Origin of the sequence: Streptomyces sp. NA02950 (assembly GCF_013364155.1) — a bacterium.
Lineage (GTDB): Bacteria > Actinomycetota > Actinomycetes > Streptomycetales > Streptomycetaceae > Streptomyces.
In genome coordinates, this window is sequence record NZ_CP054916.1 from 2,929,062 (window position 1) to 2,951,156 (window position 22,095).

General features: G+C 70.2%; 20 protein-coding genes and 1 riboswitch. Of the genes, 9 read left to right on the top strand and 11 right to left on the bottom strand.

Annotated features, from left to right (window positions below; translation table 11 throughout):
* Positions 1 to 103 precede the first annotated feature (103 nt).
* Together HUT19_RS12260 and HUT19_RS12265 are read left to right on the top strand one after the other, a co-directional pair.
* A complete protein-coding gene (locus tag HUT19_RS12260; RefSeq protein WP_176180506.1) occupies positions 104 to 964 on the top strand; it encodes an alpha/beta fold hydrolase in 861 nt (286 codons plus the stop codon).
* A gap of 131 nt (positions 965 to 1,095) precedes the next feature.
* Positions 1,096 to 1,683 (top strand): TIGR03086 family metal-binding protein, encoded by a 588-nt coding sequence (locus HUT19_RS12265; protein WP_176180507.1) that lies wholly within the window; start codon positions 1,096 to 1,098, stop codon positions 1,681 to 1,683.
* 29 nt (positions 1,684 to 1,712) lie between these two features.
* Here the strand turns inward: HUT19_RS12265 and HUT19_RS12270 are convergent, their stop codons facing one another.
* The 11 genes from HUT19_RS12270 to HUT19_RS12320 form a co-directional block, all read right to left on the bottom strand.
* Positions 1,713 to 2,603, bottom strand: coding sequence for an SRPBCC family protein (locus HUT19_RS12270; protein WP_176180508.1), 891 nt, complete (start codon positions 2,601 to 2,603; stop codon positions 1,713 to 1,715).
* The gene (locus HUT19_RS12275; RefSeq protein WP_176180509.1) at positions 2,600 to 2,992 is read right to left on the bottom strand and encodes a helix-turn-helix transcriptional regulator; all 393 of its coding nucleotides are present in this window, start codon (positions 2,990 to 2,992) and stop codon (positions 2,600 to 2,602) included. Before HUT19_RS12275 ends, HUT19_RS12270 begins: the two co-directional genes overlap by 4 nt.
* Positions 2,993 to 3,049: 57 nt before the next feature.
* Complete coding sequence (locus tag HUT19_RS12280; RefSeq protein WP_176180510.1) at positions 3,050 to 3,709, bottom strand: trimeric intracellular cation channel family protein; 660 nt, start codon at positions 3,707 to 3,709, stop codon at positions 3,050 to 3,052.
* Between the two features lie 63 nt (positions 3,710 to 3,772).
* Entirely contained in the window at positions 3,773 to 4,867 is a 1,095-nt protein-coding gene (locus HUT19_RS12285; protein WP_176180511.1) for an ABC transporter ATP-binding protein, read from the bottom strand.
* A 20-nt stretch (positions 4,868 to 4,887) separates the two neighbouring features.
* Complete coding sequence (locus tag HUT19_RS12290) at positions 4,888 to 6,027, bottom strand: ABC transporter ATP-binding protein (RefSeq protein ID WP_176180512.1); 1,140 nt, start codon at positions 6,025 to 6,027, stop codon at positions 4,888 to 4,890.
* Complete coding sequence (locus HUT19_RS12295) at positions 6,024 to 7,022, bottom strand: ABC transporter permease (protein WP_176180513.1); 999 nt, start codon at positions 7,020 to 7,022, stop codon at positions 6,024 to 6,026. The genes HUT19_RS12290 and HUT19_RS12295 overlap by 4 nt, the downstream gene beginning before the upstream one ends.
* 129 nt (positions 7,023 to 7,151) lie before the next feature.
* Complete coding sequence (locus tag HUT19_RS12300; RefSeq protein WP_176180514.1) at positions 7,152 to 8,915, bottom strand: ABC transporter substrate-binding protein; 1,764 nt, start codon at positions 8,913 to 8,915, stop codon at positions 7,152 to 7,154.
* 127 nt (positions 8,916 to 9,042) lie between these two features.
* A complete protein-coding gene (locus HUT19_RS12305; RefSeq protein ID WP_176180515.1) occupies positions 9,043 to 10,047 on the bottom strand; it encodes an ABC transporter permease in 1,005 nt (334 codons plus the stop codon).
* 451 nt (positions 10,048 to 10,498) lie between these two features.
* Positions 10,499 to 11,293 (bottom strand): enhanced serine sensitivity protein SseB C-terminal domain-containing protein, encoded by a 795-nt coding sequence (locus HUT19_RS12310; RefSeq protein ID WP_254885544.1) that lies wholly within the window; start codon positions 11,291 to 11,293, stop codon positions 10,499 to 10,501.
* 111 nt (positions 11,294 to 11,404) lie between these two features.
* A complete protein-coding gene (locus HUT19_RS12315; protein WP_176180516.1) occupies positions 11,405 to 12,199 on the bottom strand; it encodes an enhanced serine sensitivity protein SseB in 795 nt (264 codons plus the stop codon).
* 223 nt (positions 12,200 to 12,422) lie between these two features.
* Positions 12,423 to 13,223, bottom strand: a complete 801-nt coding sequence (locus tag HUT19_RS12320; RefSeq protein ID WP_176180517.1) for an AAA family ATPase — start codon at positions 13,221 to 13,223, stop codon at positions 12,423 to 12,425.
* Between the two features lie 150 nt (positions 13,224 to 13,373).
* Positions 13,374 to 13,483: riboswitch (glycine riboswitch) on the top strand.
* 159 nt (positions 13,484 to 13,642) lie between these two features.
* Between HUT19_RS12320 and gcvT the strand changes: the two genes are divergently transcribed.
* From gcvT to HUT19_RS12355, 7 genes are all read left to right on the top strand, one after another.
* Positions 13,643 to 14,770 carry a glycine cleavage system aminomethyltransferase GcvT gene (gene gcvT / locus HUT19_RS12325; protein WP_176180518.1) on the top strand — a complete coding sequence of 376 codons (1,128 nt, stop codon included), beginning with the start codon at positions 13,643 to 13,645 and terminating at the stop codon, positions 14,768 to 14,770.
* 167 nt (positions 14,771 to 14,937) lie between these two features.
* Entirely contained in the window at positions 14,938 to 15,315 is a 378-nt protein-coding gene (gene gcvH, locus HUT19_RS12330; protein ID WP_176180519.1) for a glycine cleavage system protein GcvH, read from the top strand.
* A 23-nt stretch (positions 15,316 to 15,338) separates the two neighbouring features.
* Positions 15,339 to 16,604 (top strand): serine hydroxymethyltransferase, encoded by a 1,266-nt coding sequence (gene glyA / locus HUT19_RS12335; protein ID WP_176180520.1) that lies wholly within the window; start codon positions 15,339 to 15,341, stop codon positions 16,602 to 16,604.
* A gap of 86 nt (positions 16,605 to 16,690) precedes the next feature.
* A complete protein-coding gene (locus HUT19_RS12340; RefSeq protein WP_176180521.1) occupies positions 16,691 to 18,073 on the top strand; it encodes an L-serine ammonia-lyase in 1,383 nt (460 codons plus the stop codon).
* 843 nt (positions 18,074 to 18,916) lie between these two features.
* The gene (locus tag HUT19_RS12345) at positions 18,917 to 20,104 is read left to right on the top strand and encodes an acetyl-CoA C-acyltransferase (protein WP_176180522.1); all 1,188 of its coding nucleotides are present in this window, start codon (positions 18,917 to 18,919) and stop codon (positions 20,102 to 20,104) included.
* Between the two features lie 116 nt (positions 20,105 to 20,220).
* Positions 20,221 to 20,538: a hypothetical protein gene (locus HUT19_RS12350; RefSeq protein WP_254886155.1), complete on the top strand. Its 318-nt coding sequence runs from the start codon at positions 20,221 to 20,223 to the stop codon at positions 20,536 to 20,538.
* A gap of 14 nt (positions 20,539 to 20,552) precedes the next feature.
* A complete protein-coding gene (locus HUT19_RS12355; protein WP_176180523.1) occupies positions 20,553 to 22,049 on the top strand; it encodes an AMP-binding protein in 1,497 nt (498 codons plus the stop codon).
* Positions 22,050 to 22,095: the final 46 nt, after the last annotated feature.

The window sequence follows — 22,095 nt, forward strand, 5'->3', positions numbered from 1 at the left end:
AGCCGTGGTGGGGGCGCGTGCCGGGCGCGTGGTCGTAGATGCGGCGCGTCGCCTGTGCGGCACCCCTCGACAGGACCTGTAAGGAGTGTCTAGAGTTTTACTCATGACAGACCACTGGAATCTGGACCGTACGTACCGCGGTGCCTCCGGCGACGTCCGCTGGACCGCCCTCGGCGCGCCCGACGCGCCCGCGGTCGTCCTCCTCCACGGCACACCGTTCTCCTCGTACGTCTGGCGTGATGTCGCCCGCGGGCTCGCCGGACACCATCGCGTCTACGTCTGGGACATGCCGGGCTACGGCGTCTCCGCGAAGCACGAGGGCCAGGACGTGTCCCTCGCCGCCCAGGGCCGGGTCTTCGGCGAGCTGCTCGACCACTGGGGGCTGACCGCGCCCGGGGCCGAACCGGCGGTCGTGGCCCATGACTTCGGCGGCTGTGTCGCGCTGCGCGCCCATCTGCTGCACGGTGCGCGCTACCGGCGGCTGGCCCTGGTCGATCCGGTCGCCCTCCCGCCCTTCGGCTCCGCCGCCTATCAGCTGTTCGGCGGCCACTCCAAGGTCTTCACGGAGCTGCCTCCGGCGCTCCACCGGGCGCTGGTGCGCGAGTACCTCGGCTCGGCGAGCGGGCCGGGACTGCATCCGGCCGTGTGGGAGCGGCTCGTGGAACCGTGGTGCGGGAAGGACGGACAGCCCGCGTTCTACCGGCAGATCGCGCAGAACGACCAGCGGTTCATCGACGAGATCGAGGGTCTGTACGGGGAGATCGTGCCGCCGGTGCTGGTCTGCTGGGGCAGCGACGACGCGTGGATTCCTGTCGAGCACGCGCATGAGCTGGCCTCCCGCATCCCCGGGGCGGAGCTGCGGCTGATCGAGGGAGCGGGCCATCTGGTCCAGGAGGACGCCCCTGCCGAGCTGACCGCCGCACTGCTCGGCTTCCTCGGCAGCCCGGACGGGGGAACACCCTGACGGCGGGCTAGGGATCGCCCCGGTAGCGGGAAGGACACTCGCGGGAAAACCTGACGGCGGATGTCAACTTAACCCGGGAAGCTCTCCCCCGATCCCGACGCAGTCCCTCCCGACGAACGGAAAGGGTCCTCATGGACGCCGCACAGCCCCTGCCCGACCCGCGCCCCTTCTACGAGCGCGCCGCCGACCAGATGGCCGCGCTGATCGACCTGACGAGCAAGGACACGCTGGACGCACCGACCCCCTGTAGCGAATACGACGTACGCGGCCTGGTGTCCCATGTCATCGCCGGTACCCGGCGCTTCGTGGCGGTGGGCGAGAAGGGCGCCGCGCCGGACGCCCCCGACGAGGCCCCCGACGTCCCCGACGACGGACTGGCCGAGGCGTACGCCACGGAGCGCCGCCGGCTGGCGGCGGCCTGGGCGGATGACACCACGCTGGACACCGAGGTCACCGTGCCGTGGGGCACGATGCCCGGCCGGTACGCGCTCAGCGGTTCGGTGATGGAGACGGTGATGCACTCCTGGGACCTGTCCCGGGCCCTGGGCCATCCGATCCCGCTCGACCAGGAGCTGGCCGGGTTCGCTCTGGCGACCGGACGGCAGGCGCTTCCGGCGGAGGGGCGCGAGGGCCTGCCCTTCGATCCGGTGGTCCCGGTCGACCCGGCGGAGACCGACACCTACGCCCAGCTGGCGGGCTGGCTCGGCCGCACCCCGTAGCTTCCCGCCCGGGTCACCGGCGCACCGCGTCAGCCCGGCATCCGCAGCAGCTTCGCCGCGAGCAGTGCGATATGGCGGCGCCAGGCGGTGAGCACTTCGGCCCGCCGCTCCTCGCCCGCGTCCCCGGGGCCGGTCTGGGTGAGGATCAGGCGGGCACCGTGGCCGGTGCCCTGGGTCAGCTCCCAGCGCACCCGGCCGACGGGACGGCCGTCCAGCTCCCAGTCGTAGGCGAGCACCCGCGGCGCCTCGACCTCGGTCACCGGCCCGGCGGGGACGGCGTCCACCCGGAATCCGAAGGGCACGGGGCCGCCGACGACGGGTGCCCCGGCGCCGGTCCCGGGCCCGGGCTTTCCGGCCAGCGCCTGCCACGCCGATTCGGCGGGGCGGACGAGCTGGCGCTCGAAGCGCAGCCGCCAGCCGCCGCCCTCGGCGGTCTCGACCGCCCCTTCGGCCAGCCCGAACGCCTCGATGTACTTCTCGTGCAGCTCGGCCATGTCCCCGGGGGCGGTCTCGGCGCCGTCCAGCAGTGCCGCGAGCCCGGTCAGACAGGCGTGCCAGCCGGAGGCGAAGCTTGCCGCGCCGAACCGGTCGCCGAAGGTGTGGGTGAGGGTCAGCACACAGCCGTCGCCGTCGGGGCGCAGCTCCCAGCGGAGCTGGTCGTCGCCCCAGGTGAAGGCGAAAACCCGGGGCGGATCCAGCTCGGTGACCTCACCGCCCATGTCCGGCCCCTCACGGCCGGGAAAGACGAAGCCCATCTCTCCGCCGGCCTTCAGCTCCACCCGGACCTCGGAGGGGAACCAGTGGGCCAGCTGGGCGGGCTCGGTCAGCGCCCGCCAGACCTTCTCCGGGGGATGGGCGATCCGCCGCTCCAGCCGCAGGGCGGAGCGGCCGCCGCCGTCCTGGCTGAGTGTGTCCTTCATGGCTCTTCGCCCTCGGGGGCGTCTGGGGCGTCTGGTGCGTCGGGGACCTGGGTGGCTTGGGAGGCGCCGGGTGCTCCGGCGCTGTCGGGCAGGGTGTCGAGGTGCCGCTCGAGCGCGTCCAGACGGTCGGTCCACAGCCGCCGGTACGGCGCCAGCCAGGCGTCGACCTCGGCCAGCGGCTCGGGGCACAGCTCGTACCACCGGCGCTGGGCGTCCCGGCGGACCCGCACCAGACCGGCTTCGCGCAGCACCCGCAGATGCTTGGAGGTGCCCGGCTGGGTCAGCCCCAGCCGCTCGGTCAGCTCACCGACCAGCCGGGGACGCTCCAGCAGGAGGTCCAGGATCTGCCGTCGGGTCGGCTCCGCGAGCACGTCGAACGGTATGGCCATATCTCGAACATATCTCGACGGCTATATAACCGCAACGGAATACATAGACTTCGCGCGTCAGACTTCCTCGGCCGCCGTACTGCGCCGGTTCCAGGCGCGCGGCGCCCGCCAGCCGAACCGCATCGCCAGCAGCCGGACCATGAACGCCGTGGTGGCGGCGAGCGCGCTGGTGGCCCCCGTCAGCGCGTCGAAGTGGATGAGCAGCGCCGCGATGGACGCGCCCACGATGGCCGGGACGGCGTACAGATCGCGGTCCCAGCGCAGCAGCGAGGGCACCTCGTTGGCCAGCACATCGCGCAGCACTCCACCGCCGACCGCCGTGGCCATGCCGAGGGTGACGGACGAGGTGAGCCCCAGCCCGTGGTCATGCGCCTTCATGGTGCCCATCACACAGAACAGCCCGAGCCCGGCGGCGTCGAAGACGCCCACCGCCCCGGTGATCCGCTCGACCTCCGGGTGGAGGAAGAAGACGATCAGGGTGGCGATGAGCGGGGTGAAGAAATAGCCGAGGTCGGTGAAGGCGATGGGCGGTACCGCGCCGATCACCAGATCCCGGAACACCCCGCCGCCCAGCGCCGTGGCCTCCGCGAGCACCGCCATGCCGAAGACATCGAAGTTCTTCCGTACGCCCAGCAGGGCGCCGGATATCGCGAAGAAGAAGATTCCGACCAGCTCGAACACATGCTGGACGGAGGGGGTGAACCATTCGATGAGCACGCGACATTCTTACCTGCCGGTCCGACCGGCCGACGCGCCCGAAGCCGCCACCCCCGCCCCGTCTCAGCTGTCGGTCTCCTTCGTCACCTTCCGTACCGTCTCGGCGGCGGCCTTCTCCTGGGACACCTGGTCGGCTGCGTCGGACGCGTCGGGTACGTTCTCCGGGTGGTGGCAGGCCACCTGGTGCCCGGTCTTCAGCGCCACCAGCGGCGGCTCCTGCCGCTTGCACACCTCGGTCGCCTTCCAGCAGCGGGTGTGGAAGCGGCAGCCGGACGGCGGGGAGATCGGAGAGGGCACATCGCCCTTGAGGAGGATCCGCTCCCGCTTGGCCCGCCGCTTGGGGTCGGGCACCGGCACCGCGGAGAGCAGCGCCTTGGTGTACGGGTGCATCGGCGCCTCGTAGAGCGCCTTGCGGTCCGCCAGCTCGACGATCTTCCCCAGGTACATCACCGCGATCCGGTCCGAGACGTGCCGGATCACCGACAGGTCGTGCGCGATGATCACGTAGGTGAGACCCAGCTCGTCCTGGAGGTCGTCCAGCAGGTTGACCACCTGCGCCTGGATGGAGACGTCCAGCGCGGAGACCGGCTCGTCGGCCACGACCAGCTTCGGCTTCAGGGCGAGCGCCCGGGCGATGCCGATGCGCTGCCGCTGACCGCCGGAGAACTCGTGCGGATAGCGGTTGTAGTGCTCGGGGTTGAGTCCCACCAGCTCCAGCAGCCGCTGGACCTCCGCCTTGATCCCGCCGTCGGGCTTGACGCCCTGGAGCCGGAAGGGGGCGCCGACGATCGCGCCCACCGTGTGCCGGGGGTTCAGCGAGGAGTACGGGTCCTGGAAGATCATCTGGACGTCACGGCGCATCGGGCGCATCGCGGCGGTACCCAGATGCGTGATGTCCTCGCCCTCGAACTCGATCTTCCCGGAGGTGGGTTCCAGCAGCCGGGTGACCAGCCGTCCCATGGTGGACTTGCCGCAGCCGGACTCGCCCACCACGCCCAGGGTCTCCCCCGGCCGTACGTCGAAGTCCAGTCCGTCGACCGCCTGCACCGCACCGCCCTGCCGTTGCAGCAGCCCCTTCCTGATGGGGAAGTGCTTGACCAGGTTCGACACCCTGAGCAGGGGCTCGGGCGTCGGGGTCGCCTGCTCCGGGTCGGTCATCTTCGGATCCTTCGTGTCCGTCACAGCTTCGGCGCAATCTCTTCGGTCCAGATCCGCGTGCGGTCCTCCCGCGCCATATGGCAGGCGCTGAAGTGCCCCTCGCTCCCGGCCACCGATGTCAGTTCCGGCCGCTCGGTGCGGGTGATCCCGTCCCGGGGCACATCGGCGTACGGGCAGCGCGGGTGGAAGGCACAGCCGGAGGGCACGTTGATCAGGCTGGGCGGGGAGCCCTTGACCGGGATCAGCCGCTCGGTCTGGTCGCGGTCGATCCGGGGCATCGAGCCCAGCAGCCCCCAGGTGTACGGATGCTGGGGCTCGTAGAAGACCTTCTCGGCCGGACCGCGCTCGACACAGCGGCCGCCGTACATCACCAGCAGCTCGTCGGCGAGCTCGGCGACGACGCCCAGGTCATGGGTGATGATGATGACCGCCGAGCCGAACTCCTTCTGGAGGTCCCGGATCAGATCCAGGATCTGCGCCTGGACGGTGACGTCCAGGGCGGTGGTCGGCTCGTCCGCGATCAGCAGCTCGGGGTTGTTGACCAGCGACATCGCGATCATCGCGCGCTGGCGCATGCCGCCGGAGAACTCGTGCGGATAGCTGTCCACCCGCTTGTCGGGCTGCGGGATGCCCACCCGGTCCAGCAGCTCGACCGCGCGCCTGCGGGCCGCGTCCTTGGTGACGTCGTGGTGGACCCGGTACGCCTCCACGATCTGCTTGCCGATCGTGTAGTAGGGGTGCAGCGCGGACAGCGGATCCTGGAAGATCATCGACATCTCGCGGCCGCGCAGCTTGCGCACCTCGTCCGGGTCGGCGCCCAGCAGCTCCTGGCCGCCCAGCCAGATCTCCCCGGAGATCCGCGCCTTGCGGCGGCCGTACTGCCCGGCGGTGTGCAGCCCCATGATGCCGAGCGAGGTGACGGACTTGCCGGAGCCGGACTCGCCGACGATACCGAGCGTCCTGCCCTTCTCCAGCCGGAAGCTGAGCCCGTCCACGGATTTGACCAGACCGTCGTCGGTCGGGAAGTGGACCCGCAGATCACGCACTTCGAGGAAGGCGGTGGGGGCGGGCGAACCGGCCGCGGCCACCTCCCCGACGGCGGCCTCGGGGGCCGCCACCGCGTTGGTCTCCGGTGTCCCGGATTTGTTCAAGTCGGTCATCCGAGCCTCACTCGCGGGTCGATGACGGCGTACAGCAGGTCCACGACGAGGTTGGCGACCACGATGCACAGCGCGGCGATCAGGGTCACCCCGAGGATCACGGGGAGGTCCTTGTCGCTGATCGCGTTCACCGCGAGCCGGCCGAGGCCGGGCAGGTTGTAGGTGGTCTCGGTGAGGACCGCGCCGCCGAGCAGCGCGCCGAGGTCCAGGCCGAGCAGGGTGAGGATGGGCGTCCAGGTGGAGCGCATCGCGTGCCGCCCGATGACCACCCGTTCCCGCAGGCCCTTGGCCCGGGCGGTACGGATGTAGTCCTCGCCCATGATCTCCAGCATGGTGGCCCGGGTGAGCCGGGCGTACATCGCCGCGTAGAGGAAGGCGAGGGTGATCCAGGGCAGGATCAGGCTCTCGAACCACATACCGGGATCGTCACCGAGCCCCTTGTAGTTCACGTCCACCCATTTCAGCTGGTAACTGAAGATGGCCAGGGAGAGCAGACCGGTGAAGTAGATCGGCAGCGAGACACCGGCCAGGGCGACGGTCATCGCCGAGCGGTCCCACAGGGTGCCCCGGCGCAGCGCGGAGACCACACCGGTGGCCACCCCGCCGACGACCCACAGCAGACAGGCGCCCGCGGCGAGCGAGAGGGTGACCGGCATGGCGTCGGTCAGCTGCGGCCACACCGCCTGCTCGGTACGGAAGGAGTAGCCGAAGCAGGGTGCGGGGCAGTGGGTGACGTCCGAGCCGTTGGCGTAGTCGCGGCCGACGAACAGTCCCTCGACGAAGTGCCAGAACTGCAGCAGCAGCGGATCGCCGAGCTCCAGCTTCTTCCTGATGCCCTCGATCGCTTCCGGGTCGGCCTGTTTGCCGACGAACAGCAGCGCCGGGTCGGATCCCGCCCACTTGGGGATCACGAAGAAGATGGCGAAGGTCGTCAGGGTGACGACCAGCAGCATCATGACGACGGCGAACAAGCGCCGGATGACATAAGCAAGCACTGTGCGCGGCCCGGTGGCGGTCCGGTCACCCCCTGGTGGGGGGCTTCCGGACCGCCACGCGCGGCCATCACCTGCCCTTCGGGCCTAGCGGGTGCGGCGACGGTGGGGTGGAGGGTCGCAGGGGGACCGTCACTTGACCCCGAGGGAGACGTAGTCGTAACGGCCGTTGTACGCCGCCGACGTGTAGGCGTTGGTCAGACGCGAGCTGCGCCAGGTGATGTTCTTCTCGTAGATGAAGGGCATCTGCACGGCCAGGTCCGCGACCTTGTGGTTCATCTTCGTGTAGATCTCACCGGCCTTGGCCGGGTCGGTCTCCTTGAGCGCCTCGTCGAAGTACTTGTTGATCGTCGGGTCGTTCGTCTCGGAGACGTTGTAGTTACCCGTCTGCTCGATGAACCGGCCGTCGATCAGCGGCTGCGAGAAACCCTGGCCGGTGGGGAAGTCCGGACCCCAACCGGTCATCGAAAGACCGTAGTTGCGCTTCTTCATCACCGACGGGGAGCCGGTGATGCTGGCGGACGAAGCGCCCTCGATCGGCTCGACCTCCAGCTTGATGCCGACCTTGCCCAGGGACTCCTGGAGCGTCTCGGCGGCCTCGACCTCACCCGGCTGGTCGTTGCGGGCCACGATGTTGGCACTGAAACCGCCGGGCTTGCCGCACTGCTTCAGCTCGTCCTTGGCCTTGGCCGCGTCCGCCTTGCCGCCGCGCTTGAGGATGCCGTACGGGTCGTAGTTGTCCGCGCCCTTGACGCTCTTGGGGAGCATGTTGGTGGCGATGTCACCACCGGCCTGCGGGCCGCCGCGGGTGGTCTGGAGCGCCTTGTAGTCGGTGCCGTAGATGACCGCCCTGCGGCAGTGGAGGTTGTCGAACGGCTTGATCTTGGTGGCCATGTCGACGTAGCGGACGAAGCTGGTCTCGATGTTGTCGACATTGCCCTTGTGCTGCTTGAGCGCGGCGGTGCGCCCGGACTGGGTCATACCTGTGGCGCTCAGGAAGACGTCGTAGTCGCCCTTGATCAGGAGCTTGTCGATCGCCTCGAGGTTGGAGTTGAAGGTGACCGTGACCTTGTCCGGCAGCGCGGCGCGGATCGGGTCGGACTTCCTGTTCCACTTGGGGTTGCGCACCAGGGCGGCGCTCTTGCCCGGCGTGTACGAGGTGAACTTGTACGGGCCGGAGGAGAAGGGCCGGTTGGTGTACTTGGCGCCGGTGTCCTTGGACGCCTTCACCGGGGAGCCGGTCGGCATCGCGAGCATCTGCTCGAAGTCACCGTTGGGCTTGGCGAGGTTGAAGACGATGGTCTTGTCGTCCGGCGTCTCGATCGCCTTCAGGCCCAGCTTGTCCTTGGACTTGTCCTTGTAGGGACCGGGGTACTCGCCCTTCGGGTCGAGCACCTGGCGCAGATAGCTGGGGCCGCCGGAGACGACGTCCTTGGCCCAGATGCGCTCGATGCCGTACTTGACGTCCTTGGAGGTGATGGCCGAGCCGTCCTCCCAGCTGACGCCGTCCCGCAGGGTGTAGGTGTAGGTCTTGCCACCGTTGGTGATCTTGGCCGTGGAGGTGGCCAGGTCCGGCACCAGTTCATTGGCCGCGTTGCCCGGCTTGGGCGCGTACGAGATCAGTTGGCGCGCGTAGAAGCGGGCGAAGTCCCAGGCGAAGCCGTAGTACTGACGCTGCGGGTCGAGGGAGTCGAAGTCCTGCTTGTTGACGAACTTCAGGGTGCCGCCCTTCTTGGCCGACTTGTTGGCAACGCCCTTCATCGCGGCGTTGAAACCGGCCCCCGAGCCACTCTCGTCATCGGACCCACCACCACAGGCCGCGGTGGCCAGGAGGGCGCAGACGACAGCCGTCGCACCGACGACCCGCCTGCTTCTCGACGAACGTAGGGGTTTCATAGTTGCTGCAACCTCCGGAATAGCGGTCCTTGGCATGGCGCCGGGGAGTGATCGGACAGCCGCCTGACAGATGTGGCAGGGGGACATACGTCTGGGTGCGCCCGGACCGGAGCCGGGTGTGTCACCGTCATCGGGTGCCCTTCGGATCGAGGGCGTCGCGGACGCCGTCGCCGAACAGGTTGAAGGCCAGCACCGTGATGAAGATCGCCGCACCTGGGATGATCATGAACATCGGATCGTCCTCGTAGGTGCCCACGGCCTTGGAGAGCATCTGTCCCCAGGACGCGGTCGGCGGTTTGACGCCCGCCCCGAGGAAGCTGAGCGCCGCCTCGGTGAGGATGTTGGTGGGGATCATCAACGTCGTGTAGACGGTGATCGGCGCCACCAGGTTGGGCAGCAGTTCACGGAAGAGGATGTAGCGCCGGCCTGCGCCCAGGCTCCGCGCGGCCTCGACGTACTCCTTCTCGCGCAGCGACAGCGTCTGGCCGCGCACGATCCGGCCGACGTAGGGCCAGCCGAAGAAGCCGATCACCGAGACCAGGATGGTGATGCGCACCCCGCTGCCGGTCAGTCCCAGCAGGTCGTTCGGGAGCACCGACACCAGGGAGATGATGAAGAGCAGCTGCGGGAAGGCCAGCAGCATGTCCATCGTCCGGCTGATCACCGTGTCCACCCAGCCACCGAAATATCCGGCGATGATGCCGAACACGGTGCCCAGGACCACGGCGACGACCGCCGCGAGAAAGGCCACCAGCAGTGAGATCCGCGCGCCGTAGACCACCCGGCTGAACACATCGCGGCCGTTGGAGGGCTCCACACCGAAGAGGAAGTCGGGGCTCATACCGCCCCAGTCGCCCTTGGGGGTGCCGAACAGCGGGTCGATCTCATCCTGGTGGAACTCGTTCGGCGGATGGCCGAGCAGGCTCACGATCAGCGGCGCGAAGACGGCCACGAGCACCAGCAGGATGACAACGGCTCCACCGGCCAGCGCCAGCTTGTCCCGCTTCAGACGCATCCAGGCGATCTGCCGCAGCGATCTGCCCTCGACCGATGTCTTGACTACATCCGCCGCTACATCGGCAGTCGCGACCGGCTCCGCCTCCGCGCTCGTGCCGTGCAATGGTGCCGTCATCGTGGTGGGGACCCCTCTCGACCGGTGGTGACCGGCCCACGACTCGCCGCTGTGGCGGCTTTGTTCATCACCTGGAGAAAGTCAGGCTCGTGGTACGGAACCTTTCCTGAAGGGGCTCTACGCGCAGAACCGCACCCCTTGGAGCGGGAGTCTTCATCGCGCTTGTGATCACCCGCCAGACCCCACGGGCAATGGATGCCTAACCGTGATGTGGCGCACGCAGTTCCGGTATACGGACAGTCGTGCTGCGAGAGCGAAGCAGTAACGTCGAGTCCGCTATGGGTTTTTCGGCCATATCCGGGCGATATGCGCGCCGGGCTGAGCAGAGGTCCCGCGCATCGGCACGCACCCGGGGTAACCGCCGGTCCGCCGGGGGAATCCGCCCCGGCGGCCCCGGGTCAAACCTTGGTAAACGAACGGGTCATGGGTGGTTCACCGGACGGGACGCCGTTCAGTACGCGGGGCGCGGCGGCGGATAGCCGTAGCCGTAGGACGGCCCGGCGGGCGCGGCACCGTAGGCGTCCCGGTCGAAGAAGGGACGGGCGTTGGCCCGCATCCACATGGCGACCGGGTCGTACGCGTCCGACAGCGCGACCGTGGAGACCGGCAGCCCGTCCGGCACCGCTCCGACCGACTGCTCCATCATCGTCCGTACCGACTGCACGGCCGGTCCGCTGGTGTCGTACAGATCCAGGCCGATGGCCAGATACGGAGCACCGAGCGCCGGCTGCACCCAGGCCCTGCGCAGCGACCGCACCGCGGTGGTGCGATGCGCGTTCTGCCCCAACAGGGCATAGAACTGGGGGAGGTCGATGGAGGGCTCGGTCACCCGCAGCGGTCCCGCGGGCAGCCGGTCCAGCCCTCCGGCGATCCGGCGCAGATCGAGCCAGGGGATGCCCACACCGCCGCCGGGCGCATGCGGATTGAGCCACAGACCGTAGCGGTCGCGGTAGAGGGAGTCGGCGATCAGTCGGCCCTCCACCACCTCATGGGCGCGGTTCCAGCCGCTGGCCGCCAGTTCCTGGGCGGAGGTCACACACGGGGCGTAACCGAGGCCGCTCACGTCCATGTTGCCGTACTGGGCGTCGGCCGCACCGGGCGAACCGTGCCACAGCAGCATCCAGACCTGGCCCTCGGCAAGGGCGTGCAGCAGCGCCTCGTAGGCGTCGTACCGGCCGGGAGCGACCTGTTGCAGCATCCGCTCCACCTGACCGGCGGCCGCCCCCCACTCCGCGCCCGCGCTCACCTGGGTCCGCCCCTCTCTCGGCTGTGCCCCGTACCTCAGCGGGGCACGTGGATGCGCCCCGCCTGGTCATGAAACCAGCTTACGGGCCACGGCTGGGGGCCCTGGGATGAGTCAGAGGTCACGGTCGTAGAACGGACGCACCCGTTGCAGCATCCAGTCCGCGACCGGGTCCTGCGCGATGTCCAGCAGCACGAGTTGCACGGCCCAGGGCAGCGGCACCACGCCGAGCGCCCTCCCGAGCGCGTCCACCGCGACCGCCTGGCCCTCCGGGCCGGGTGTGTCGAGCTCGATGCCGACGAAGAGGGCGGGCGGATCGCCCTCGACACTGGCCAGGGCGCGCCGCGCGGTCCGTATCCCCTTGTCCTTGGCGAACTCGATACCGGCGGCGGCGAGGAAGTCGACCGGTTCGTCCTGCCAGTCGGGTTCGAAGAGCCGCACCCGGCCGCCGGAGGCCGGGCCGTCCAGCTCGGTGCGGCCGGTACGGCACAACTCCGCCACGGCGGCGGGCGGAAGCGGCACGCCCACCGGGCCGCCGGGATTCACCGCGATGCCCATCTGGGGCGGCAGCCCGCGGGCGAACTCCGCGGCCGGGGCGACGGTGAACGACATATGGCCGCCGACGATCTGGAGGAACTGCTGCTCGGAGCTGAACACCGGGACGTACGCGGCGCCTTCGATCTCCATGGTCGGCAGATCGAGACCGCGGCTCTCCGGGCCACCGCCGTTGGGCAGCGGAACCCAGACATGACTGCGGCCGAGCACCTCGACGATACGGGCGCCGGCCCCGGGGACCTCGACCGAGGCGACCAGCACCTCTTCGAGCTCATTGCCGGGGAACGCGGGTACAGCGCTGTCGGGGAAACCTCCGTGAGCCGGTGGGAAACCGTGCTGCTCCGGGATGCTCATCTCTTTCAACCGCCATCTCGTCCGACCTGCATCAGCACCCTAACCGCTGGGCGGCACAAGGCCATCGGCCGCGTTCTCATCTCCACACCACATCCCCACCTCGGAGCGGTGCGAAGCACGCGGGGTGATTCAGGGTGCGCTCAGGGTGCGCTCGCGATGTGCTCGAGCGCCGGTCGTACGCCACTCACGCCCCGCTCGTCTGACGGTTGTCGGGCGGTGGATTTCACTCGAAGGAGATGCCGCGCAGCGCGCTGGTCGCCGCCCGGTCCAGCAGCACCGCCGAGGCGCAGCCGGCCGGTGGCCGCCCCGCCTCCACCCCGGCGACCAGCCGCCGCACGGCGCGCCGGTGCCGTCCGAAGGCGTACCCGGAGACTCCGCGGCCGCGGGCGGCCTGCCCCTTCAGGGCGACCTCGGGCTCCACATCGAGCAGCACCATGTGGAGCCGCCGGCCCCGGCGCCGGGTGTCCCAGGCCAGCCAGCGGCGGACCCAGGGCAGCGCGCCGCAGTCGTGCACCACCACACTGGCGTCCGAGCGCAGCGCGCGGTGCAGCCCGGCGTAGTGGGCACAGCGGACCAGCGGCCGGTAGAGCGCGTAGGGCAGCCAGCCCGGCAGCCGCCGCTCCCACGCCTCGCGTGTGTTCTGGGAGTCGATCCGGACCACCGTGCCGCCGTCGTCGTCCAGCGGGGCGACCGTCCGGTTGATCAGTGTGGTCTTGCCGCTGCCCGGCAGCCCGGAGGCGACCAGCACGTCGTGGGCCGGATAGCGCAGCTCGGGCACCCCGGCGCCGCTCCGGACCGCCGGGGGCCCGCCCCCTTCGGCGCCCACCGCGGCGCCCGCGGCCCGCTCGTCCGGCGGCGTGACCGCGCCCGGGTCGACGCACGCGTCGGCGCACGCGTCACCGCCGGTGCGCAGATCGTGGACCAGGGCCCGGCGCCCCGGCCGGACCGGCCCCGCGGACGGCGCGCGTCCGCGCCGCACCGGCAGGGGCCCACGTGACGTCGCATACGCTCCCTGCCCATGCACCGTGATCGTCCTCCCAGGTCGGTCACTGCGGCTCGTACCCGAAGAGTGTCAAGAAAAGGTAATACGCATCAAGGCGGTCGCCTCACGGACTGGGGGTTCCCTTCTCGCCAGTACGTGCGATGATGTCCGCGCAACTCCATACCGGCCGCTTGAATCCGCGCGGGAGAGTCCTTGGTCACACCGGCAGCCGCCGGCGGCCCGGGCGCCGAAGGAGCAAGTCCTCCCTTGAATCTCTCAGGCCCTATTACCGCGCGGGCGAGGCAGATCTGAAAAGCGAGCCGCTGTGCGTGGCTCCACCCAAGGTGCAAGCCGGACCCCGTGCGGGCGTCACGGCGAACCTCTCAGGTTCCGATGACAGATGGGGAGGACGTTCTGCGTCCTGTTGTCCCCGCCGCGATCTCGATCTTGGAGCCTGAATCATGACCGACGCCCCGACCGCGCCACGCCGCACCGCGCTGGACGCGCTGCACCGTGCGCTCGGTGCCACCATGACCGACTTCGCGGGCTGGGACATGCCGCTGCGCTACGCGAGCGAGCGCGACGAGCACACCGCCGTCCGCACCCGCGCCGGGCTCTTCGACCTCTCCCACATGGGTGAGATCACACTCACCGGGCCGCAGGCCGGGCAGGCCCTGGACCACGCCCTGGTCGGGCATCTCTCGGCGCTCGCCGTGGGCCGCGCCCGCTACACCATGATCTGCGACACCGAGGGCGGCATCCTCGACGACCTGATCGTCTACCGTCTCGCCGACGAAGCGTTCATGGTGGTGGCCAATGCCTCGAACGCCCAGGTGGTACTGGACGCGCTGACCGAACGGGCCTCCGGCTTCGAGACGGCCGTCCGGGACGACCGGGAGGCGTACGCGCTGCTCGCGGTCCAGGGGCCGGAGTCCCCGGGCATCCTCAAGAGCCTGACCGACGCCGACCTGGACAACCTCAAGTACTACGCCGGTCTGCCGGGCACCGTCGCGGGGGTCTCCGCGCTGATCGCCCGCACCGGCTACACCGGTGAGGACGGCTTCGAGCTGTTCGTCGCGCCGGACGACGCCGAGCGGCTGTGGCAGGCCCTGTCCGAGGCGGGCGCCCCCGCGGGCCTGGTGCCCTGCGGTCTCTCCTGCCGGGACACCCTGCGGCTGGAGGCGGGGATGCCGCTGTACGGACATGAGCTGACCACCTCCACGACCCCGTTCGACGCCGGGCTCGGCCGAGTGGTGAAGTTCGAGAAGGCCGGTGACTTCGTCGGCCGCGAGGCCCTCCAGGACGCGGCGCGCCGGGCGGAGAACGAGCCCCCGCGCGCCCTCGTGGGCCTGATCGCTTCAGGCCGCCGGGTGCCGCGCGCCGGATACCCGGTGGTGGGCCCGGACGGCACGGTGATCGGCGAGGTCACCTCGGGTGCCCCCTCCCCCACGCTCGGCAAGCCCATCGCCATCGCCTACGTCGACGCGGAGCACGCGAACCCCGGCACCGAGGGCGTGGCCGTGGACATCCGCGGTACCCGGGAGCCGTACGAGGTCGTCGCGCTCCCCTTCTACCGGCGCGAGCGCTGACCGCACGGCGCACCGCCCGGGGCGCGTTGTCCCGGCGCTGTCGCCCGGTACCGCACCCACCCCCCGGGGCGCGTTGTCCCGGCGCTGTAGCCCGGTACCGCACCCACCCCGTCCCATCAGCCAAGACCCGTTCCTCAGCATTCCCTCGCATCCAGGAGAATCGGACCATGAGCAACCCCCAGCAACTGCGCTACAGCAAGGAGCACGAGTGGCTGTCGGCCGCCGACGACGGCGTGTCGACGATCGGTATCACCGAGTTCGCGGCCAACTCGCTCGGCGATGTCGTCTACGTCCAGCTTCCGGAGGTGGGCGCCACCGTCACCGCCGGTGAGAGCTGTGGCGAGCTGGAGTCCACGAAGTCGGTGAGCGACCTGTACGCGCCGGTCACCGGGGAGGTCACCGAGATCAACGAGGACGTGGTGAACGACCCGGCGCTGGTGAACTCCGCCCCCTTCGAGGGCGGCTGGCTGTTCAAGGTGAGGGTGACGGACGAGCCGGACGACCTGCTCTCCGCCGATGACTACACCGCCTTCTGCGAAAACTGACCCTCCTCTCGATCGGGACCCTGATGTCGCTTCTCAACAGCTCCCTTCACGAGCTCGACCCGGATATCGCCGCCGCCGTCGACGCCGAGCTCCACCGCCAGCAGTCCACCCTGGAGATGATCGCCTCGGAGAACTTCGCTCCGGTGGCGGTCATGGAGGCCCAGGGGTCGGTCCTGACCAACAAGTACGCCGAGGGCTACCCCGGCCGCCGCTACTACGGCGGCTGTGAGCACGTCGATGTCGTCGAGCAGATCGCCATCGACCGGGTGAAGGCGCTCTTCGGCGCCGAGGCGGCCAATGTGCAGCCGCACTCGGGCGCCCAGGCCAACGCGGCCGCCATGTTCGCGCTGCTCTCCCCCGGCGACACCATCCTGGGTCTCAACCTGGCGCACGGCGGCCACCTCACGCACGGGATGAAGATCAACTTCTCCGGCAAGCTCTACAACGTGGTGCCCTACCACGTGGACCCGAAGACCGGCCTGGTCGACATGGACGAGGTCGAGCGGCTGGCCAAGGAGCACCGCCCCAAGCTGGTGATCGCGGGCTGGTCGGCCTACCCGCGCCAGCTGGACTTCCCCGCCTTCCGGCGGATCGCCGACGAGGTCGGCGCCTACCTGATGGTGGACATGGCCCACTTCGCGGGCCTGGTGGCGGCCGGGCTGCACCCCTCGCCCGTCCCCCACGCCCATGTGGTGACCACCACCACCCACAAGACCCTGGGCGGCCCCCGCGGCGGAGTGATCCTCTCGACGCAGGAGCTGGCCAAGAAGATCAACTCTGCGGTCTTCCCCGGCCAGCAGGGCGGTCCGCTGGAGCATGTCATCGCGGCCAAGGCGGTGTCCTTCAAGGTCGCGGCGGGCTCGGCCTTCAAGGAGCGCCAGGAGCGCACCCTCGAGGGCTCCCGGATCCTCGCGGAGCGGCTCACCCAGCCCGATGTCGCCGAGGTGGGCGTCTCCGTCCTGTCCGGCGGCACCGATGTCCATCTGGTCCTGGTCGACCTGCGCGACTCCGAGCTGGACGGCAGGCAGGCCGAGGACCGGCTGCACGAGGTCGGCATCACCGTCAACCGCAACGCCGTCCCCAACGACCCCCGGCCCCCGATGGTCACCTCGGGTCTGCGGATCGGCACCCCGGCGCTGGCCACCCGCGGCTTCACCGCCGACGACTTCCGTGAGGTCGCCGATGTGATCGCCGAGACCCTCAAGCCGTCGTACGACGCCAAGGCGCTGGGGGCCCGGGTCACGGCGCTGGCCGACAAGCACCCGCTCTACCCGGACCTGGGCAAGTAACAGGACCGGCCGTGGGGGGCGCCGGCCCCGGCGCCCCCCACGCATCGCACCACCGCACGCCCCCGTGCAGACAAAGGAGTTCAACGGTGGCCATCTCCGTCTTCGATCTGTTCTCGATCGGCATCGGCCCCTCCAGCTCGCATACGGTCGGCCCGATGCGAGCGGCGCGGATGTTCGTCCGCCGTCTGAAGAACGAGGGCCTGCTCGCTCACACCACCTCCGTACGCGCCGAGCTCTTCGGCTCCCTGGGCGCCACCGGCCACGGCCACGGCACTCCGAAGGCCGTACTGCTGGGCCTCGAGGGCCACTCCCCGCGCACCGTCGACGTCGAGACCGCCGACGACCAGGTCGAGCGCATCCGCACCACCAAGCGGCTGCGGCTGCTGGACGCCGAGATCGGCCCCGGCCACGAGATCGACTTCGACGAGTCCTCCCAGCTGGTGCTGCACCGCCGCCGCTCGCTGCCGTACCACGCCAACGGCATGACCCTCCAGGCGTACGACGCCGAGGGCGTCCCGCTGCTGGAGAAGACCTACTACTCGGTCGGCGGCGGCTTCGTGGTCGACGAGGACGCGGTCGGCGAGGACCGCATCAAGCTCGACGACACCGAGCTGACCCACCCCTTCCGCACCGGCGACGAGCTGCTGCGGATCTCCCGTGAGACCGGCCTGTCCATCTCCGCGCTCATGCTGGAGAACGAGAAGGCGTGGCGCACCGAGGACGAGATCCGCGCGGGACTGCTGGAGATCTGGGAGGTCATGCAGTCCTGTGTCTCCCGAGGGCTGTCCCGCGAGGGCATCCTCCCCGGCGGCCTCAAGGTCCGCCGCCGTGCCGCCAACGCGGCCCGCGCCCTGCGCGCCGAGGGCGACCAGACCGCCCACGCCATGGAGTGGGTCACCCTCTACGCCATGGCGGTCAACGAGGAGAACGCGGCCGGCGGCCGTGTGGTCACCGCCCCCACCAACGGCGCGGCGGGCATCATCCCCGCCGTCCTCCACTACTACACCCGCTTCGTCCCCGGCGCCGACGAGGAAGGCGTCATCCGCTTCCTCCTCGCCGCGGGCGCGATCGGCATGCTCTTCAAGGAGAACGCCTCCATCTCCGGCGCCGAGGTCGGCTGCCAGGGCGAGGTCGGCTCCGCCTGCTCCATGGCCGCGGGCGGCCTCGCCGAGGTCCTCGGCGGCTCCCCCGAACAGGTCGAGAACGCCGCCGAGATCGGCATGGAACACAACCTCGGCCTCACCTGCGACCCCGTCGGCGGCCTCGTCCAGATCCCCTGCATCGAGCGCAACGGCATGGCGTCGGTGAAGGCGGTCACGGCGGCCCGGATGTCCCTCCGCGGCGACGGCCGCCACCATGTCTCCCTCGACAAGGTCATCAAGACCATGAAGGAGACCGGTGCCGATATGAAGGTCAAGTACAAGGAGACCGCGCGGGGCGGGCTCGCGGTGAACGTCATCGAGTGCTAGGGAAAGCCGCCTGGTCGTAGCCATCGGCCTTCCGCTGCCCGGCGGCCCCTTCGGCCGCCGGGCAGCGGTGCTTCCGTGCGTGGTTCAGTCCCCGTGTTCGTCGGGGCCGCTGGAGGCGTCGTGGGGGGCGAAGCCGGATGAGGAGATGGAGCGGGCCGGCCGCCTCACGTTCCTCCCGAACGTCGGGCGGCGCGCCACGGCACGCCGCGCCCGCGCGACATGACTCTCCTGCGCGCAGGGAAAGATGCCGGTCCCGGAGGCCGGTCGGCCGGAACCCGGGGCCACGCTGCCAGACGGTCCGCCGCCACGGGACCGGTGTCGTCGCTCACGCCCCACCAGTTCCGGCCACTCCACGCGCCACCGCGCGCCGTGCGGTCGGTCATATCTCTGGCGGTCACACCTCCAGCAGGACGGTGAACGGGCCGTGGTTCGCGCGAACCCGGCGTGCGGGTAGACCTGGGGGCGTCCGTGATGACTGGACGGTGCATGTACCGCGGTGGCCGCGCGGGACGGCCGCCCTTCACAACCGGCCGTATGACGGGCTACAGTCGAAAAACTTGCAGCGCTAGTTTAATCGGCGGTACGCACCGCCCCTCAGCACCACGACGGCGAGGTGTGCCCTCATGGATCTCGGACTCACACCGAAGCACGCCACCGGCGCCACCTGGCCACGGCCCGGATAGTCGTCCCGGCGGGCTGTGCCCGGCGCGGCCCGGAGGCGCCCGTGCGGCATGCGGAGGAGCGCATGCACACGGATGCGCCGGGCGCCAGCCACACCCGCGTCAACGCCTTCGGCCAAGCCCTCCGTCTCACACCCCACACCGCCACCCAACAGGAGGCCCCGTGCGCCCCGTGTACTTCGCAGCCGCCCGCCGGACCCCCATCGGCCGGCTGCGTGGCGCCCTGTCCACCGTCCGCCCTGACGATCTCGCCGCAACCGTCCTCACAGGCCTGCTCGACGATGTTCCCGCCCTGGACCCGGTCCGCATCGACGACGTCTACTGGGGCGCCGCCAACCAGGCGGGCGAGGACAATCGCAATGTCGCCCGGATGGCAGTACTGCTGGCCGGCCTGCCCGAGTCCGTACCCGGAGCCACGGTCAACCGGCTGTGCGCCTCGGGCATGGAAGCGATCACCACCGCCGCTCGGACCATCGCCGCCGGAGAGGCCGAGGTGGTGGTGGCCGGCGGCTCGGAGTCGATGAGCCGTGCCCCCTTCGTACTGCCGCGCCCGGACGAGGCGCTGCCGCACAAGGTCGAGACGTATGACACCCGGCTCGGCTGGCGGTTGACCAACCCCCGCATGCACCAGCTGCATGGCGTGCTCTCCATGGGCGAGACCGCCGAAGAGGTCGCCGAGCGCTACGGTGTCGGCCGCGAACGGCAGGACGCCTTCGCACTGCGCAGTCACCAACGCGCCGCCGCCGCCCGCAAGGACGGCCTCTTCGACGCCGAGATCCTGCCCGTCACCCGGCCCGACGGGGTGGTCGTCGCCGCGGACGAGGGCATCCGCGAGGACACCACAGCCGAACGCCTCGCCTCCCTCGAGCCGGTCTTCCGCCAGGGCGGCAGCGTCACCGCCGGCAACGCCTCCCCGATGAACGACGGTGCTGCCGGGGTGCTGCTGGTCAGCGAGGAGGCGCTGCGCGAGCTGGAGCTGGAGCCGCTGGGACGTTACGCCGCGGGCGCCAGTGCCGGGGTCCATCCCGACACCATGGGCATCGGTCCGGTCCCCGCCACCCGCAAGGCGCTGGCCCGGCTCGGCCGGGACGTCGCCGGCATCGAGGAGGCGGAGTTCAATGAGGCCTTCGCCGCCCAGGCACTCGCCTGCATGGACCAGTTGGGCATGGACCCGGAGCTGGTCAACCCCACTGGCGGTGCCATCGCGCTCGGCCACCCGCTCGGCTGCTCCGGCGCCCGCATTCTCACCACCTTGCTGCACCGGATGCGCCGCACCGGCGCCCGCCGCGGGCTGGCCACCATGTGCGTCGGCGTCGGACAGGGCAGCGCCGTGGTCGTCGACCGCGGCTGACATCCCCTCACCGAGAACCTCACCCATGGGAGAACATTCGTGAGCAGGTTCACCGACGAGGTCGCCGTCGTCACCGGAGCCGCCCCGGGGGCATCGGGGCGGCCACCGTCCAGCGCCTGGCCGAGGAGGGCGCCGCTGTCGCCGTCGTCGGCCTGACCGCTGAGCGGGGCGAGGCTGTGGCGGCGCAGATCCGGGAGACAGGCGGCACCGCACCTGCGTACGGATGCGACGTCGCCGCCCTCGATGCCGTCGAATCCGTCGGTGGCTTGCCCCCGTACGTCAACGCCGGAGCCCGCTGCCCCCGCCCGCCCCCGAGGAGCAGCGGCCATGGACCTCCGTCGGCCCCCCTCCGGTTCTCTCGGGCTGTTCCCCTTCGCCCGCAGGCTGTCGACCACCGGCTCGCACACACGTCCGTACCGCATACCGCTCAATGAGGAGAGGATTCCGGATGACCGCAACCGTCTGCTTCGAAGACACGGAGATCGCCCCCGAGGAGCTTGATGCGCGAGCCCGCAAACTGGCCGGCGGGCTGGCGGCGCTGGGGCTGCGCGAGGGCGATGTGGTCGCGGTGCTCCTGCGCAACGATCCCGCCTACGTGGACGTCATCCTCGCCTGCCGGATCGGCGGGTTCTCCTACTGCCCCATCAACTGGCATTTCACGCCGTCCGAGATCGGCTACATCCTGCAGGACTGCGGCGCCCGGGCGGTGATCGGCCACGCAGATCTGCTCAGTGCGGCACACGACGTGCTGCCCCACGGCGTCACCACGCTCGCCGTCGCGGGCAATGCCGGCGGAGAAACGGCCGAGTACGAGACCTGGCTGGTCCATCAGCCCGATTACAGCGGCCCGGTCGTCGCACCGCGCGGGCACATGGCCTATACCTCGGGCACGACCGGACGGCCCAAGGGGGTGGTCCGCGCTCCCATACCGCTGGCAGAACTGGAGCTGTACCAGAGGCGCTCACTTGAGGTGATGAGGGCCTGTTTCGGGGTGCGGGCCGGCTGCCGTGCCCTCGTACCGGCTCCTCTCTACCACAGTGCGCCGAGCGGCTTCGCGCAGTGGACGAGCCAGATCGCCGACACCCTCGTCATCGCGCCCCGCTTCGACGCCGAGCAGACGCTCGCCCTCATCGAACGCCACCGCATCGACACCCTGTACTGCGTCCCCACCATGTACGTCCGCCTGCTGAAACTGCCGCGCACCGTGCGTGAGCGCTATGACCTGTCCTCGCTGCGCTTCGTCGGATCGACGGGCGCGCCCTGTGCTCCGGAGGTGAAGAAGGCGCTGATCGACTGGCTCGGTCCGATCGTGTACGAGACCTACGCCTCCAGCGAGAGCGGCTGGATCACCGTGATCGACTCCAGGGAGGCACTCGAGCGTCCCGGTAGTGTCGGCCGCCCGGTGGGTGAGGCGCGCATCCGTATCGTCTCCCCGGACGGCGTGGACTGTCCCCCAGGAGAGACCGGGATCATTTACGTACACCAGCCCGCGTACACCGACTTCACCTACCGGAACCAGCCCGAGGCGCGAGAGCGCGTCGCGCTGGACGGCCTGATCACCCTCGGAGACATGGGCTACCTCGACGAGGACGGCTACCTCTACATCTGCGATCGCGCGGTGGACATGGTGATCTCCGGCGGAGTCAACATCTATCCGGCCGAGATCGAGAGCGCGATCCTCGGGCAGCCCGGTGTGCTCGACTGCGCGGTGTTCGGCGTGCCCGACCCGGAATTCGGCGAGCGGCTGCAGGCCGTGGTGCAAGCGGAACGCGATGCCGTGATCGACCCGGAGGACATCGGCCGGGCACTACGCACCACGCTCGCCGGATTCAAGATCCCGAAGAACATCGAGATCGTCGACGACCTGCCGCGCGACGACAACGGCAAGATCGCCAAGCATCGCATCCGCGCCCATGCCGTGGCGTCCGGGGCACGGCGGACCTGACGGCCGCCCGGTTCCAGCCACCGCATCACCACGGCCAGCAGGAGAG

Bases quoted from the DNA above. Each gene is read 5' to 3' on its own strand.
- HUT19_RS12260 (WP_176180506.1), top strand. From the start codon at position 104: ATGACAGACCACTGGAATCTGGACCGTACGTACCGCGGTGCCTCCGGC.
- HUT19_RS12265 (WP_176180507.1), top strand. From the start codon at position 1,096: ATGGACGCCGCACAGCCCCTGCCCGACCCGCGCCCCTTCTACGAGCGC.
- HUT19_RS12270 (WP_176180508.1), bottom strand. From the start codon at position 2,603: ATGAAGGACACACTCAGCCAGGACGGCGGCGGCCGCTCCGCCCTGCGG.
- HUT19_RS12275 (WP_176180509.1), bottom strand. From the start codon at position 2,992: ATGGCCATACCGTTCGACGTGCTCGCGGAGCCGACCCGACGGCAGATC.
- HUT19_RS12285 (WP_176180511.1), bottom strand. From the start codon at position 4,867: ATGACCGACCCGGAGCAGGCGACCCCGACGCCCGAGCCCCTGCTCAGG.
- HUT19_RS12290 (WP_176180512.1), bottom strand. From the start codon at position 6,027: ATGACCGACTTGAACAAATCCGGGACACCGGAGACCAACGCGGTGGCG.
- HUT19_RS12300 (WP_176180514.1), bottom strand. From the start codon at position 8,915: ATGAAACCCCTACGTTCGTCGAGAAGCAGGCGGGTCGTCGGTGCGACG.
- HUT19_RS12305 (WP_176180515.1), bottom strand. From the start codon at position 10,047: ATGACGGCACCATTGCACGGCACGAGCGCGGAGGCGGAGCCGGTCGCG.
- HUT19_RS12315 (WP_176180516.1), bottom strand. From the start codon at position 12,199: ATGAGCATCCCGGAGCAGCACGGTTTCCCACCGGCTCACGGAGGTTTC.
- gcvT (WP_176180518.1), top strand. From the start codon at position 13,643: ATGACCGACGCCCCGACCGCGCCACGCCGCACCGCGCTGGACGCGCTG.
- gcvH (WP_176180519.1), top strand. From the start codon at position 14,938: ATGAGCAACCCCCAGCAACTGCGCTACAGCAAGGAGCACGAGTGGCTG.
- glyA (WP_176180520.1), top strand. From the start codon at position 15,339: ATGTCGCTTCTCAACAGCTCCCTTCACGAGCTCGACCCGGATATCGCC.
- HUT19_RS12355 (WP_176180523.1), top strand. From the start codon at position 20,553: ATGACCGCAACCGTCTGCTTCGAAGACACGGAGATCGCCCCCGAGGAG.